The organism is Kocuria sp. APC 4018, assembly GCF_030407675.1.
Lineage (GTDB): Bacteria > Actinomycetota > Actinomycetes > Actinomycetales > Micrococcaceae > Kocuria > Kocuria rhizophila.
The window spans coordinates 15,562-29,622 of sequence record NZ_JASDCY010000016.1 but is presented as its reverse complement, the minus strand read 5'-3'; the positions used below and the strand labels follow the sequence as shown (position 1 = coordinate 29,622).

General features: G+C 70.6%; 13 protein-coding genes. 5 read left to right on the top strand and 8 right to left on the bottom strand.

The annotated features are described in order from the left end of the window. Nucleotides 1-50: 50 nt before the first annotated feature. The 6 genes from allB to QL985_RS04740 all read right to left on the bottom strand — a co-directional run bounded on the left by allB (nucleotide 51) and on the right by QL985_RS04740 (nucleotide 6,907). A complete protein-coding gene (gene allB / locus QL985_RS04765; protein ID WP_029603401.1) occupies nucleotides 51-1,370 on the bottom strand; it encodes an allantoinase AllB in 1,320 nt (439 codons plus the stop codon). Nucleotides 1,371-1,843: 473 nt separating this feature from the next. Then, entirely contained in the window at nucleotides 1,844-2,974 is a 1,131-nt protein-coding gene (locus tag QL985_RS04760) for a glycerate kinase (protein ID WP_019310613.1), read from the bottom strand. A 193-nt stretch (nucleotides 2,975-3,167) separates the two neighbouring features. Then, nucleotides 3,168-3,953 (bottom strand): TIM barrel protein, encoded by a 786-nt coding sequence (locus QL985_RS04755; protein WP_019310612.1) that lies wholly within the window; start codon nucleotides 3,951-3,953, stop codon nucleotides 3,168-3,170. A 197-nt stretch (nucleotides 3,954-4,150) separates the two neighbouring features. Continuing rightward, a complete protein-coding gene (locus tag QL985_RS04750) occupies nucleotides 4,151-4,564 on the bottom strand; it encodes an arsenate reductase ArsC (RefSeq protein WP_019310611.1) in 414 nt (137 codons plus the stop codon). Beyond that, on the bottom strand, nucleotides 4,561-5,625 hold the full coding sequence (gene arsB, locus QL985_RS04745) for an ACR3 family arsenite efflux transporter (protein WP_052239241.1): 1,065 nt from the start codon (nucleotides 5,623-5,625) through the stop codon (nucleotides 4,561-4,563). The genes QL985_RS04750 and arsB overlap by 4 nt, the downstream gene beginning before the upstream one ends. Beyond that, nucleotides 5,615-6,907: an FAD-dependent oxidoreductase gene (locus QL985_RS04740; protein WP_039100999.1), complete on the bottom strand. Its 1,293-nt coding sequence runs from the start codon at nucleotides 6,905-6,907 to the stop codon at nucleotides 5,615-5,617. Before QL985_RS04740 ends, arsB begins: the two co-directional genes overlap by 11 nt. 75 nt (nucleotides 6,908-6,982) lie before the next feature. Here QL985_RS04740 and QL985_RS04735 point away from each other — a divergent pair, with 75 nt between their 5' ends. From QL985_RS04735 to QL985_RS04725, 3 genes are all read left to right on the top strand, one after another. Then, nucleotides 6,983-7,282: a metalloregulator ArsR/SmtB family transcription factor gene (locus QL985_RS04735; protein ID WP_052239242.1), complete on the top strand. Its 300-nt coding sequence runs from the start codon at nucleotides 6,983-6,985 to the stop codon at nucleotides 7,280-7,282. Between the two features lie 121 nt (nucleotides 7,283-7,403). Then, nucleotides 7,404-8,450: an NAD(P)-dependent alcohol dehydrogenase gene (locus tag QL985_RS04730; protein ID WP_144802798.1), complete on the top strand. Its 1,047-nt coding sequence runs from the start codon at nucleotides 7,404-7,406 to the stop codon at nucleotides 8,448-8,450. 92 nt (nucleotides 8,451-8,542) lie between these two features. After that, the gene (locus tag QL985_RS04725; RefSeq protein ID WP_039101085.1) at nucleotides 8,543-9,103 is read left to right on the top strand and encodes a GNAT family protein; all 561 of its coding nucleotides are present in this window, start codon (nucleotides 8,543-8,545) and stop codon (nucleotides 9,101-9,103) included. A gap of 87 nt (nucleotides 9,104-9,190) precedes the next feature. Here the strand turns inward: QL985_RS04725 and aceB are convergent, their stop codons facing one another. Further along, nucleotides 9,191-10,798, bottom strand: a complete 1,608-nt coding sequence (aceB, locus tag QL985_RS04720; RefSeq protein ID WP_144802794.1) for a malate synthase A — start codon at nucleotides 10,796-10,798, stop codon at nucleotides 9,191-9,193. A gap of 218 nt (nucleotides 10,799-11,016) precedes the next feature. Here aceB and QL985_RS04715 point away from each other — a divergent pair, with 218 nt between their 5' ends. Further along, nucleotides 11,017-11,778 carry an IclR family transcriptional regulator gene (locus QL985_RS04715; RefSeq protein WP_144802791.1) on the top strand — a complete coding sequence of 254 codons (762 nt, stop codon included), beginning with the start codon at nucleotides 11,017-11,019 and terminating at the stop codon, nucleotides 11,776-11,778. Between the two features lie 232 nt (nucleotides 11,779-12,010). On the opposite strand, the gene rfbA is transcribed toward QL985_RS04715, so the two are convergent. Then, entirely contained in the window at nucleotides 12,011-12,901 is an 891-nt protein-coding gene (gene rfbA, locus QL985_RS04710) for a glucose-1-phosphate thymidylyltransferase RfbA (RefSeq protein ID WP_039101004.1), read from the bottom strand. Between the two features lie 120 nt (nucleotides 12,902-13,021). Between rfbA and QL985_RS04705 the strand changes: the two genes are divergently transcribed. Further along, entirely contained in the window at nucleotides 13,022-13,756 is a 735-nt protein-coding gene (locus QL985_RS04705; RefSeq protein WP_019310603.1) for a glutamine amidotransferase, read from the top strand. Nucleotides 13,757-14,061: the final 305 nt, after the last annotated feature.

Sequence of the window (14,061 nt, the reverse complement as noted above, 5' to 3'; positions counted from 1 at the left end):
CGACGGGCAGACGACGCCGTGCCCCGCGAAGGCGGGGCACGGCGTCGTCGTCAGGCCTGGCCGCGGCTCAGAAGACGGCCCGTGGGCGTCTCGTAGTCCACCTCGTGCCCGCCCACGAACGTGCGACGAACCTTCCCGGAGAGCACCTTGCCCTGGTCCGGGGTGATGGGGTTCTTGTGGTTCAGGCGCTGGGCGTCTACCACGTAGCTCTCGTCCGCGGCGAAGACCGCCATGTCCGCGTCGTAGCCCAGGGACAGCTTGCCCTTGCCGCGCAGGCCCACGCGCTCGGCCGGGCGCGTGGACATCCACCGCACCACGCGCTCGAGCCCGACCCCGCGGCGTCGCGCCTCGGTCCAGATCAGGGACAGGCCCAGCTGCAACGACGAGACGCCGCCCCACGCCACCCCGAAGTCCCCGTTGCCCAGGTCCTTGAGGTCCAGTGTGGAGGGGGAGTGGTCCGAGACGATGTAGTCGATGGTGCCGTCGATCAGCCCCTCCCACAGCTTCTCCCGGTTGGAGACCTCGCGCACCGGCGGGCAGCACTTGAACGCGGTGGCGCCGTCCGGGATCTCCTCGGAGAGCAGCGTGAGGTAGTGCGGGCAGGTCTCCACGGTGATGTCCAGGCCGTCGTTCTTGGCGGAGCGGATCATGGGGATTGCGTCCGAGGAAGACAGGTGCAGGATGTGCGAGCGGGCCCCGGTCCAGCGGGTGCGCTCGATGACCTCCGCGATCGCGATGTTCTCCGCACCGCGCGGGCGGGACTTCAGGAAGTTCTCGTACACGTTGCCTTTGGGCTGCGGGGCCTTGTCGATGGTGCGGGAGTCCTCCGCGTGCACGATCAGCAGCGAGTCGAAGGTCTTGATCTCGGCGAGCGCCTCCTCCATCTCGTCCGCCTCCAGGTGCGGGAACTCGTCCACACCGGAGTGCAGCAGGAAGCACTTGAAGCCGAACACGCCGTCGTCGTGGAGGGGGCGCAGATCGGACTTGTTGCCGGGCACGGCGCCGCCCCAGAAGCCGATGTCCACGAACGCGTTCTGCTGGGCGAACAGCCGCTTGTACTCGAGTGCGGCCGTGTTCACGGTGGCGGGCACGGAGTTCAGGGGCATGTCCACGATGGTGGTCACACCGCCCGCCGCGGCCGCCCGGGTGGCGGTGGCGAAGCCCTCCCACTCGGTGCGCCCGGGCTCGTTCACGTGCACGTGGGTGTCCACGAGGCCGGGCAGCAGCGTCTCGTCCTCGGCGAGCTCCACGACCCGCGCGCCCTGCAGACCGGCGCCGAGCGGCTCGATCGCGGCGATCTTCCCGTTCCGCACGCCCACCTCCCGGGGCACGAAGTGGTCCCCGCACATCACCCGGTGGCCGCGGACCACGAGGTCGAACTCGCCGTCCCGCCGTCCGGTGCCCCGGGCCTCCGCGGACTCGTCCGCCCCCGTGAGATGGTGCTCGGCTCGGTACTCCCGGATCAGTTCGCGCACGTGCTCCGCACCGTTGACCTCGGCGGCCAGCGCGATCTGCGCGGCACGCTCACCACCCCGTTCGGCGCGGTTCTCGGGGGTCTCCGCGAGGTTCGAGTTATGCTCCGCAACCTCCTCGGGAGACTCGTCACGCTCCGGGGACGACGCCGCCCGCTCCACCTTCGCGCGCACGTCCACCGTGGCCTGCTCGTCGTTCCGGGCGTGGTCCGTGGCGACCGCGTCCTCGGGCCGCTGCGGCGCGCTGTCCGGGGCCGCGGCGTCGTCGTGCGAGGACTTGCGGGAACCGCGCTGGGGTGAGGCGTTCATGTCGGTGGTCCTTTCGGTGGGGCGTGCCGGTGATGCGGCAGAAGTGGGTGGGCGTACGGGTGCTACTGCGAGCGTAGGCGGTGACCCACCTCACGCAGCAGGCGCGGGGCCTCGCGCATGGAGGTGTTCGTGTCCGGGGCGAGGGCGCGCAGCTCGTGGACGGCGGCGAAGCCCGCTTCGGCCAGCGCCTCCGGGGACAGCGTGGTGCGACCGCACACCGCGATCACCGGGACCCCGTGGCGCCGGCCCACGCGCAGCACGCCCAGCGGGGTCTTGCCGCCCAGGCTCTGCTCGTCCAGGCTGCCCTCGCCCGTGACGAGAAGGTCCGCGCCCGCCACGGCGGCGTCCAGGTCCACGAGGTCCAGGACCACGTCCACGCCGGGCCTGCGCTCGGCCCCGAGCACGGCGAGCGCCGCGTACCCCACGCCACCGGCGGCACCCGCTCCCGGGGCATCGGCGGCGGCGCGGGCGGGCTCGCCGAGCGCGACGGTGAGCCGGTCGCGGAAGGTTCCCAGGGCGGCGTCGAGCTCCGTGACGTCCTGCGGCGAGGCGCCCTTCTGGGGGCCGAAGACGGCAGCGGCGCCGCGCGGACCCGTCAGGGGGTTGTCCACGTCCGCGGCCAGCACGAACTGCGCCTCCCGCACGCGGGGGTGCAGCCGGGAGGCGTCCACGGTGCGCAGGTGCGCGAGAGCCGCGCCGCCGCGGAGGAGGGGCTCGCCGTGCTCGTCCAGCAGGCGCAGACCCAGGGCGGTGAGCATCCCGGCGCCGCCGTCCGTGGTGGCGCTGCCGCCCACGCCCAGGACCACGCGGGTGCACCCGGCGTCCAGGGCGGCGGCGATCAGCTCGCCCGTGCCCTGGCTCGTGGCGGTGCGGGCCTGCAGCACGGGCTCGCCGTCGTGGTGGGGCAGAGCGGCCAGGCCCGAGGCCAGCGCCATCTCGACCACGGCCTCGTCCCCGCGCCGGGCCCACGCCGCGGCCACGGGATCGCCCGCGGGGCCCGTGACGGTGAGGTCCTGGCGCGTGAAACCGGCCTCCCGGGCGGCGTCGAGCGTGCCCTCGCCGCCGTCGGCCACGGGCAGCTCCACCACGTCCGCCTCCGGGGTGGCGTCCCGGATCCCGGCCGCGAGGTGCGCGGCGGCCTCGCGGGCGGTCACGGAGCCCTTGAACTTGTCGGGTGCCACCACGATGCGCACGGCGCCTCCTCGCGGAACGGTCTCGGTCACGGCCGGAGCGCCCCGGTGGTGTGCGCCCCGCGGGGCCATTCCAGCACGACGACGCCGCGGGGCCCCGTTCCGCGCACCGCCCGTCGGGAGCGCGCTGGCACCGCTCTGCGCGGGCGCTCGAACGTGCACGGGGAGGCCAGGCACGTGACCGGTGACGCCGCGCTCATGCCCGCTCCGACCGCGGCAGCCACGCGAACGGGTCCTCGTGGGACGACACGTATTCGAGGGCGACGTCCCCGCTGTAGCCGAGCTCACGGGACCGGGCCACCCAGTCGAGCAGCGGCAGCCCGCCGGTGCCCGGTTCGTGGCGACCGGGGGCGTCCGCGATCTGGACGTGCCCGAAGTCCGCGGCGTGGGCCTCGATGACGGCGGGAACGTCGTCGCCGTTGACAGCCAGGTGGTAGAAGTCCGCGAGCAGCCGCACGTTTTCCCGGCCCACGGCGTCGACCACGGCCAGCGCGTCCTTCGCGGTTCTGAGGGGGTAGGCGGGGACGCCGGAGACCGGTTCGAGCACCACCGTGCCGTCCAGTGGAGCGAGAAGGTCTGCGGCGTGGCGGAGGTTCGTGAGCGCCGTCGTCCTCTGCTCCTCCGCGGTGAGATCGTAAAGGCGGTTGCCGTGCAGCGCATTGAAGTGGCGGCACCCCGTGGCGCGGGCGATCTCCGCGACCAAGTCCACGTTCGCGCGGAACTCCGCCGTGCGGGAGGGGTGGGAGAGCACGCCGCGCTCGCCGGCGGGCATGTCCCCGGCGTAGAAGTTCAGCCCGGTGAGCTGGACGCCCGCGTCCCGCAGGGAGGCCACGAAGGCGTCCACCTCCTCTTGAGGTGGGGTGGGGGAGTCGAACGGCCACCAGAACTCCGCGCGCGTGAAACCGTGCCGGGCGACCGCGGCCGCGCGGTCGAGCAGGGGGAGGTCCGCGAAGACGATCGAGGCATTGACGGTGTAGTTCATGGAGTCATCCTGCCAGCGCCCCGATGCGGCGTCTTTCCGTGACGCGAGCGTGGGGTGCTGGGGTGGCTCCACACCGTCACACCGGGGCAGCCCACCAGGTCAGGTGACCGGTTACGCAGGACTCGCAGGACGGGCCCGCTCGCTCGCCCGGGCGGACGCAGGGCGAGACCGAGCGGGCCGTTGCCGACGAGCGGTGGTCAGCGCGCGTGCACGCCGAGCGAGCCCAGCAGCTCCACCACGCGCCGCCTGATCTCGTCGCGGATGGGGCGCACGGCGTCAACGCCCTGCCCCGCGGGGTCCTGCAGCGCCCAGTCCTCGTAGCGCTTGCCGGGGTAGTAGGGGCACGCGTCCCCGCACCCCATGGTGATGACCACGTCCGAGGCCTCCACGGCGTCCGGGGTGAGCACTGTGGGCTTCTCAGCGCTGAGGTCGATGCCCTCCTCGAGCATGGCCTCGTGGACCGCCGGGTTGATGGACGCGGCGGGCGCGGAACCGGCAGAGCGGACCTCCACGGCACCGCGCGAGAGGTGCCGCACGTAGGCGGCCGCCATCTGGGAGCGCCCCGCGTTGTGGACGCACACGAACAACACGCTGGGATCCGGGTGGCTCATGCGCGGACCTCCTGCTGGGGGTAGCGCTTGCGGAGTGCCAGGCTCACGTAGACGAGACCGACGAGGACGGGCACCTCGATGAGCGGCCCCACGACGCCGGCCAGTGCCTGACCGCTGGTCACACCAAACGTGGCGATGGCCACCGCGATGGCCAGCTCGAAGTTGTTGCCGGCGGCGGTGAAGGCGAGGGTGGTGGTCCGCTCGTAGGAAAAGCCCAGCGCACGCCCCAGCAGGAAGCCGCCACCCCACATCAGCAGGAAGTAGGCGAGCAGGGGAAGGGCGATCCGCACCACGTCGAGCGGGTGTGAGGTGATCTGCTCACCCTGCAGGGCGAACAGGATCACGATGGTGAACAGCAGGCCGTACAGAGCCCACGGGCCGACCTTGGGCAGGAACGAGGACTCGTAGGCCTCCCGGCCCCACTTCTTCTCGCCGATGAGCCGCGAGAGGTATCCAGCCACGAGCGGGACCCCCAGGAACACGAGCACGGACGCCGCGATCCGCCACGGGGAGACGTCCAGTGACGCCTGCTCCAGCCCGAGCCACCCCGGCAGCACCTCCAGGTAGAACCACCCGAGGAAGCCGAACGCCACGATCTGGAAGATCGAGTTGAGGGCCACGAGCACGGCTGCCGCCTCACGGTCGCCGCACGCGAGGTCGTTCCAGATGATGACCATGGCGATGCAGCGCGCCAGTCCCACGATGATGAGACCCGTCCGGTACTCCGGGAGGTCGGGCAGGAAGATCCAGGCGAGGGCGAACATCAGCGCGGGACCGACGACCCAGTTGAGCAGGAGAGACGCCCCGAGCATGCGCTTGTCACCGGTCACGGTGTCCAGGCGGTCGTAGCGCACCTTGGCGAGCACCGGGTACATCATCACGAGCAGACCGATCGCGATCGGCAGCGAGACCCCCTGGATCTCGACGGCGCCCAGTGCCTCTCCCAGTCCCGGCACCAGACGGCCCAGCGCGAGTCCGGCAACCATGGCCGCAATGATCCACACGGGAAGAAACCGGTCGAGGGTGGAGAGGCGGGCGGCCGGTGGTGTGTCAGTTCTCATCATCGTCTCCTGTGGTGCAGCACGAGGTGGTAGGAGCGGGCTCGTCGTCGAATGTGCCGGCGCCGCCGCAGACGCCGGTGGCGGGCAGGACGAGCTCCACGCGACGGGCGGCGTCGAGGTCGCCGGCGAGGTAGGCGGCAATCGAACGCACCTGCTCCACCCCGGTCATGGCCAGGAACGAGGGGGCGCCCCCGTAGGACTTGATGCCCGCGATGAAGAGGTTTTTGTCCGTCTGTTCGAGCACGTCGTAGCCGTGCGGGGTGACGGATCCGCACGAGTGCCAGGTCGGGTCGATGTCTTCGGCAAGTCGGGCCGGCGCCTGGAGTGAGGCATCCAGGTTCAGACGCGCCTCGCTCAAGAAGGAGAAGTCCGGGCGGAAGCCCGTGGCGCACACGATCCGTGTGACGCCGGTGATCTCACGCCCTCCGGACGACTCCAGCGTGAGGGTGCCGCCGTCCTCCACGAGGCGTGCAGTACGGAAGCCCGTCACAAGGCTGATGCGTCCGTCGTTCACGGCACGGCGCACCCGCTTGCCGAGTTCCCCGCGAGCCGGCAGCTCGTCGTCGTCGCCTCCCCCGAACGCGGTTTCTGCGCTGGGGCGCCGGACCACCCAGGTGACATGTGCTGCGGCGTCGTGTCCGGGGCGGGTCAGTGCGATCAGAGTGGTCAGCGCGGAGGCGCCCGTCCCGACCACAGCGACGTGCTCCCCGGCGTAGCCGCCCTCTTCTACACGTGGAATGCCGTAGTAGATGCGATCGGCGTACCGCCGCTCGCCGTCCACGGGGTACCCCTCCGATCCGAGAGGGCTCGGCTGGTTCCAGGTGCCGGTCGTGTCCACCACCGCGCGCGCGAGATGCCGCTCGATGCGCCCATCGCGCGTGCGTGTGTGCACGATGTACGGAACGTCGTCGCGGCCGGAGTCGACCATGCGGTCTCTGTCCAGGCGGGAGACGCCGACGACCTCGTGCTCGTATCGGATCACGTCCCCGAGCGCCTCCGCCAGAGGCAGGAGGTACTGCTCCAGCCACTGGGCACCCGTCGGGTAGAAGCCCTCTCGGGGCTCGCGCCACGCGGGTCCGATGAGGCGGACGGCGGTGGGTGAGGTGAGCTCCCGCCAGGGGGAGAACATGCGGACGTGCGACCACTCGCGGACGCTGGTGGCGGCGTCGTCCCCGCGCTCGAACACGATGACCTCCTGACCGCGGTGCCGCAGCTCCGCTGCACAGGCCAGACCGATGGGGCCCGCGCCGAGGACGGCAACGGGAGGGAGTGACGGATCCACGCATCCTCCTTGATTTGATAGAAATCAATACAACCTCAGGTTGTCCCATGCATAGACAGTTGTCAAAATAGGCGCATGACCTCGGCTGAGCTGCACATCGACAACGCGTCCGACGGCGTCGAGGGCTCGGCCGCCGTGTTCAAGGCCCTGGCGGACCCAGTGCGCCTGCGCCTGTACCTCGCGATCCGAAAGGCTCTGCCCGGGAGCATCTGCGTGTGCGATCTCCCGGACTTCGATCTGTCCCAGGCGACCATTTCGCACCACCTGCGCAAGCTCCGGGAGGCCGGGCTCGTCAGCTCGCGCCGGCAGGGCACGTGGGTGCACTACACCGCGCAGGAGGGTGTGTTCGAGCTGGCCGTCGATTCAGTGGTGTAGAGCCGTGCCCCGCCCTCGTCCGTCGTGGCGCCCTTGAACGCCCCGAGCGGGTGCGGATCGGCATCGAACCACTTTCCCCCGAAATGACCTGACCGGGGGTACAGGTCTACAGTCACATCCCATGACTACCAACGTTGCTGCCTATCAGGCCGTCGCCTCCGGTGCTCCGCTCGAGAAGGGCACCATCGAGCGCCGGGACCTGCGCCCGGACGACATCCGCATCGAGATCGAGTTCGCCGGGATCTGCCACTCGGACATCCACACCGTGCGCGAGGAGTGGGGGCCCATCGACTTCCCGCTGGTCCCCGGGCACGAGATCATCGGCCGCGTCACGGAGGTCGGCTCGGAGGTCACCACGTTCAGCGTGGGGGAGCGCGCGGGCGTGGGGTGCCTGGTGGACTCCTGCCGCGAGTGCGAGTGGTGCCTCAAGGGTGAGGAGAACAACTGCCCGAAGGCCGTGGGCACCTACCGCGGCAAGGACCGTTTCACGGGGGAGCAAACCGACGGCGGCTACTCCACCGAGATCATCGTGTCCGAGGCCTTCGCCCTGTACATCCCCGAGAACCTGGATCCGGCGGCCACCACGCCGCTGCTGTGCGCGGGCATCACCACGTACTCCCCGCTGCGCACGTGGGGTGTCACCGAGGGCTCCAAGGTGGCCGTGGTGGGCATGGGCGGACTCGGCCACGTGGCCGTGAAGCTCGCCGCCGCCATGGGTGCGGAGGTGACCGTGATCAGCCAGACCCGCTCCAAGGAGGAGGACGGCCGACGCTTCGGCGCCACCGACTGGATCGCCCGCACGGAGGACCCCGAGGCGCTGTCGCAGCACAAGGGTGAGTTCGACGTCATCATCAACACCGTCTCGGCGCACGTGGACGTCCAGGAATTCATGGCCACCCTGCGCCCGCACGGTGCCATGGTGCTGCTGGGTCTGCCCACCGAGACCCTCGAGGTGAAGGCCCCGCTGCTGGTCAGCGGACGCAAGTCCCTCACGGGCTCCAACATCGGCGGCATCCGCGAGACCCAGGAGATGCTCGACTTCTGCGGTGAGCACGGGGTCACCGCAGAGATCGAGCTGATCAACGCCGAGGACCTCAACGACGCCTACGACCGCGTGGTGGACTCGGACGTGCGCTACCGCTTCGTGATCGACGCGAAGACCATCTGAGGCAAGACCCAGGCACGCCGACGACGGTGCCCCGGACCTTCGCGGTCCAGGGCACCGTCGTGCGTCTCACCGCGCTCCACTACCCTGAGCCCATGCCCCGAACCCTGAACGACCTCTCCTGGCCCCGCCGCACCGAACGGCTCACCGTGTGTCGCCTGACCCCGGAGGATGCGGACACGCTGTGGGCCCTCAAGAGCAACCAGGAGCTGAACCGCTGGACCACTAGGCTCTACGCCTCACGCCAGGAGTTCCGGGCGGACTGGGACGCCCTGGCCACCACCCACCTGATGGCCCACTGTTACGGGCGGCTCGCGGCCTACCTCATGGTCAAGCTCCAGGACGCGTGGTCCCAGGCGGACGTCACCGAGCAGGCCCGGGGGCAGCAGGTGGAGCTCGGCTGGGTGGTGGCACCCTGGGCCCAGGGCCGTGGCGTGGCCACGGAACTCGTGCGCGAAGGCCTGGCCATCGCGTTCGACATGGGTGTCCACCGGGTGGAGGCCGGCTGCTTCGCGGAGAACACCGGCTCCTGGAAGGTCATGGAGAAGGTGGGGATGCGCCGAGAAATCCACACGGTCAGGGACTGCATGCACCGGGATGGTCAGTGGCACGACGGCTACGGGTACGCCATGCTCGCGGAGGAGCACCACGGCTGAGCGAGCGGACGGACAGACCTCCGGCCCCCGAGGTACCGCACGAGGCGGCAACCGCGGGGGCCGGACGGGGCAGGCGCTGGGGACGGCCTACCTGGTGCTCTCCATCAGGTCGTAGGCGGACAGCGTGAGGAAGGCCGGGTAGTCCTCCCTGAGCACCATGTCCGAGATGAGCCGCCCAGCGGGCACGAACCACTTCTCGTAGTTCTCCTGGTCGATCTCCCCGCGCAGCACCTCGAGCTGCTTGTCGAGGGCGTCGGAGACGAGCTCGCGCGTGGCGGTGCTGCCGGTGTCCGTGTAGACCACGCCGTTCTTGATCTGCTGCCAGATCTGCGAGCGGGAGATCTCCGCGGTGGCGGCGTCCTCCATGAGGTTGTGGATGGCCACCGCGCCGCTGCCGGACAGCCACACCGCCACGTAGCGGATGGCCACGTACAGGTTGGCGTTGAGCTCCTTCTCGGTGCGCTGGTCACCGGCGGAGGGCACGTCCAGCAGCATCTCGGCGGTCACGTCCACCTCGGGGCGCTGGCGGTCCACCTGGTTCGGCTTCTCCCCGAGCACGCCGTCGAAGACCTCCTGGCACACGGGCACGAGGTCCGGGTGGGCCACCCACGAGCCGTCGAAGCCGTCCCCGGCCTCGCGGGTCTTGTCGTTGCGGACCTTCTCGAACGCGGCCTTGTTGATCTCCTCGTCCTTGCGGGAGGGGATGAACGCGGCCATGCCGCCCATCGCGAAGGCACCGCGCTTGTGGCACGTCTGCACCAGCAGGTCCGTGTACGCGCGCATCAGGGGAGCGGTCATGGTCACGGCGGAGCGGTCCGCCAGGATGAACTTCTCCCCGGCGTCGCGGAAGTACTTGATGATGGAGAACAGGTAGTCCCAGCGCCCGGCGTTGAGCCCGGAGGCGTGGTCCCGCAGCTCGTAGAGGATCTCGTCCATCTGGAACGCGGCGGGGATGGTCTCGATCAGCACGGTGGCGCGGACGGTGCCGTGCTCGATGCCCAAGTACTCCTCCGCGAACGTGAACGCGTCGTTCCACAGCCGCGCCTCAAGGTAGGACTCCATCTTGGGGAGGTAGTAGTAGGGGCCCTGACCGTTCTCGATCAGCTGCTTCGCCGTGTGGAAGAAGAGCAGCCCGAAGTCCGTGAGGGAACCGGAGCCGGTCTTCCCGTTGACCGTGATGTTGTACTCGGGCAGGTGCCAGCCGCGCGGGCGCATGACCACCACAGCCAGGGGCACGTCCTCGCGGAGCTTGTACTCCTTGCCCTCCGGGGAGGTGAAGCCCAGGGTGCCGCGGGCGGCGTCGCGCAGGTTGGCGATCGCATCCACCTGGTTGGCCCAGCTGGGGGACGCGGCATCCTCGAGATCCGCGAGCCACACCTTGGCGCCGGAGTTCAGCGCGTTGATGGCCATCTTGGCGGGCGACGCCGGCCCGGTCATCTCCACGCGCCGGTCCTGCAGTGCCTCGGGCGCCGGGGCGACCTTCCAGTCGCCCTCCCGGACCTCGCGGGTCTCGGGGAGGAAGTCCATGGTGCCGGTCTCGGCGGCCTGCGCACGGGCGGTCTCGCGCTGGCCGAGCAGCTCCTCACGGCGGTCCGCGAACTTCTCGTGCAGCGCCTCCACGAACGCGAGGGCCTCGTCCGAGAGGATCTCGTCCGCCGCGGCCACGTTCTGCGGGGTGGTGTGGGTGATGCTCATGGAGTGCCTCCAAGTATCCGTATTGTGGAAAAGTTATTCCATTACCACGAGTTTAGACATAGGATGTGACCCAGGACAAGGTCCCGCTGAGACGCGGGCCACACGCAGGGCGTCACCGGGATGGCACGGCCCGGGCCACACCCGTCCGGTCCCGCCGCGGCGGGACCGGACGGCAGCGAGCCCCGCACGCCACCATCAACCACCAGAGGAGTACACGGATGCCAGAGGCCAGGAGTACGGGCGGAGTGCAGTCCGTCGAACGGGTCTTCGGCCTGCTCGACATCATCACCGCCGCCGGGGGAGAGATCTCGCTGAGCGAGCTGGCGTCCAGGGCGCAGCTGCCGCTGCCCACCATCCACCGGCTGCTGCGCACGCTGATCCCCCTGGGCCACGTGCGTCAGCTGCCCAACCGTAGCTACGCGCTGGGCCCGGGACTCATCCGGTTGGGCAATGCCGCCGGGCTCGCGCTGGGCACCTACGCGCAGCCCGTGCTGCAGGGGCTCGTGGACCAGCTGGGGGAGTCCGCCAACATGGCCGTGCTGGACGGGCGGATGGTCGTGTACGTGGGGCAGGCGCAGTCCTCCCACTCCATGCGCATGTTCACCGAGGTGGGCCGTCGCGCGCACCTGCACGGCACCGGCGTGGGCAAGGCCATCCTGGCCACCCTGCCCGAGCACCAGGTGGTCTCGATCGTCACGTCCATGGGCATGCCCACCCCCACGGAGAAGAGCCTGGGGACGGTGGAGGAGCTGCTGGCAGACCTGGAGCTGATCCGCGAACGCGGCTACGCCGTGGACGACGAGGAGCAGGAGATCGGCGTCCGCTGCTTCTCCGTGCTCGTCCCGGACACCCCCACCCCCACCGCGATCTCGGTGTCCGGGCCCACCACGCGCGTGGACTGGGAGTTCGGGGAGCGGGCGGTCCCGCTGCTGCGCGAGGCCGCGGCGCAGCTGTCCGGGCAGCTCTCCCGGGTGGGCTGAGGCGGACGACGCCGCCGTGCCCAGCCGTCCTGCCGCGTTCCGGCACCCGGCAGGTCGGACGCGCGAGCCGTGGGCCCGGCGCCGGATGGTCCCGCCGCAACCACCGTTGGTTCCCGCGCCGGACGAGGTCGCCGCGCTCGCCGACACGCCGACGCCTGACGACGCAGCCGTGCCCGTCCGCGTCTCCTGCGCTGCGTTGTCCGCAGACGGGGCAGAGCGCGAGGGCGCGGGGTCAGTTGCGCTGCGGCAGGGCGGCGTCGTGCTCCGTGAGAAGGGACTCGAGGTACGCGCCGTAGCCGCTCTTGTGCAGCTCGGTGGCGCAGTCGCGCAGCTGGGCGTCGGAGATCAGGCCCATGCGCCACGCCACCTCCTCGGGGCAGCCGATCGAGGTGCCCTGGCGCGCCTGGACGGTGCGGATGAAGTTTGTGGCGTCCGCGAGGGAGTCGAACGTGCCGGTGTCCAGCCACGCGGTGCCGCGCGGCAGCACGTGCACCGCGAGCTCGCCCCGGTCCATGTACATCCGGTTGAGGTCCGTGATCTCCAGCTCGCCGCGCGGTGAGGGCGTGAGCGAGCGGGCGAACTCGACGGCGCGCCGGTCGTAGAAGTAGAGCCCCGGGACGGCGTACGGGCTGCGGGGGTGCTCGGGCTTCTCCTCGATGGACACGGCCTGCCCGGCGGCGTCGAACTCCACCACGCCGTACGCGCTGGGATCCGCCACCCGGTACCCGAAGATCGCGGCGCCCTGGAGGTCGTGGAAGCGGCGCAGCTGGGTGCCGAGTCCCGGACCGTAGAAGATGTTGTCGCCCAGGACGAGGCACACGCTGTCGTCCCCGATGTGCTCGGCCCCCAGCAGGAACGCCTGGGCGAGCCCGTCCGGGGACTCCTGCTGGGCGTAGGAGATCACCGCGCCGAAGCGGGAGCCGTCCCCGAGCAGGCGACGGAACTGCTCGGCGTCGTGCGGGGTGGTGATCACCAGGATCTCCCGGATGCCCGCGAGCAGTAGCGTGGAGAGCGGGTAGTAGATCATCGGCTTGTCGTAGACCGGCACGAGCTGCTTGCTCACGCCCAGGGTCACGGGGTGCAGACGGGAGCCCGTGCCGCCCGCGAGGATGATGCCCTTCATGTCCCCATCATGGCAGGGACTCATTCGAGTGCATGGGACGCATGGCCTGTGTGGGGATCGTCCCAGGTGCCCGAGCCGCCGGTGTGCGGCGAGGCCTGCGGCCGTGGCTAGCATGAGGGCATGAAACCGTTCGTGCTGCTGGCCACCCGTGATGACGACGTCCTGGCGGACGAGGAGTACGAGGCCGTGGCGCGCTTCGGAGGGCTGAGTACCTCGCAGCTGGAACGCATCCGCCTGGAGCAGGGGAATTTCCCCACGCTGGACCTGGACCGTTACAGCGGGATCATCGTGGGCGGCTCGCCGTTCAACTCCTCGGACCCCGCGGAGCAGAAGTCCCGCGTGCAGCGGCTCGCGGAGACCTGGATCAGCGGCTTGCTGGACGAGGTGGTGGCCCGTGACTACCCGTTCCTGGGGGCGTGCTACGGCGTGGGGACCCTCGGCATCCACCAGGGCGCCGTGGTGGACCGGACCCGTCCGGAGGAGGTGGGTCCCATCACCGTGACCCTCACGGAGGCGGGGGAGGCGGATCCGCTCCTCGCGGACATGCCCCGGGAGTTCAGCGCCTACGTGGGGCACAAGGAAGGCACCCGCGTGATGCCCCCGAACGCCGTGCTGCTGGCCGAGGGCTCGGTGTGCCAGGTCCAGATGTACCGCATCAAGGAGAACCTCTACGCCACGCAGTTCCACCCGGAGCTGGACGTGGAGGGGCTCGTGAACCGCATCCGCGTGTACAAGGACCTGGGCTACTTCAAGCCGGACGAGCTGGAGACCGTGATCGAGCGGATCACCCACGGGCCCGCCGTGGACCAGGCGCCCAAGGTGCTCAGCGCGTTCGTGGAGCGCTACGCCCGCTGACACCGGCCGCGGGTGCCGCGTGCACGTCAGGTGGGGGGCGTGCGTCGCCGCGGGTTGCCCTCGAACGACGGCGCTCGCGGCAGGAGGTCGCGCGAGCCACCTGGGTGGGCCGTTCCACGGGGCCCCGGGGGCGCCCACGGGCTGCCGCGAGGACGAGCGCACGGCGGGCGCCCTGCACAATCCGGCGCACCGGGCCCCGGACCGATACCGTGGGGGAATGAGTCACCCCAGCGCACCGTGGTCCCGTCCTGTTCCCTCCCCGACAAGCACCCCGAGCACACCGGCCCCGGGCGAGACGTGGCCCG

Bases quoted from the DNA above. Each gene is read 5' to 3' on its own strand.
- QL985_RS04735 (WP_052239242.1), top strand. From the start codon at position 6,983: ATGACCTCGGCTGAGCTGCACATCGACAACGCGTCCGACGGCGTCGAG.
- rfbA (WP_039101004.1), bottom strand. From the start codon at position 12,901: ATGAAGGGCATCATCCTCGCGGGCGGCACGGGCTCCCGTCTGCACCCC.
- QL985_RS04730 (WP_144802798.1), top strand. From the start codon at position 7,404: ATGACTACCAACGTTGCTGCCTATCAGGCCGTCGCCTCCGGTGCTCCG.
- aceB (WP_144802794.1), bottom strand. From the start codon at position 10,798: ATGAGCATCACCCACACCACCCCGCAGAACGTGGCCGCGGCGGACGAG.
- QL985_RS04705 (WP_019310603.1), top strand. From the start codon at position 13,022: ATGAAACCGTTCGTGCTGCTGGCCACCCGTGATGACGACGTCCTGGCG.
- QL985_RS04715 (WP_144802791.1), top strand. From the start codon at position 11,017: ATGCCAGAGGCCAGGAGTACGGGCGGAGTGCAGTCCGTCGAACGGGTC.
- arsB (WP_052239241.1), bottom strand. From the start codon at position 5,625: ATGAGAACTGACACACCACCGGCCGCCCGCCTCTCCACCCTCGACCGG.
- QL985_RS04750 (WP_019310611.1), bottom strand. From the start codon at position 4,564: ATGAGCCACCCGGATCCCAGCGTGTTGTTCGTGTGCGTCCACAACGCG.
- QL985_RS04755 (WP_019310612.1), bottom strand. From the start codon at position 3,953: ATGAACTACACCGTCAATGCCTCGATCGTCTTCGCGGACCTCCCCCTG.
- QL985_RS04725 (WP_039101085.1), top strand. From the start codon at position 8,543: ATGCCCCGAACCCTGAACGACCTCTCCTGGCCCCGCCGCACCGAACGG.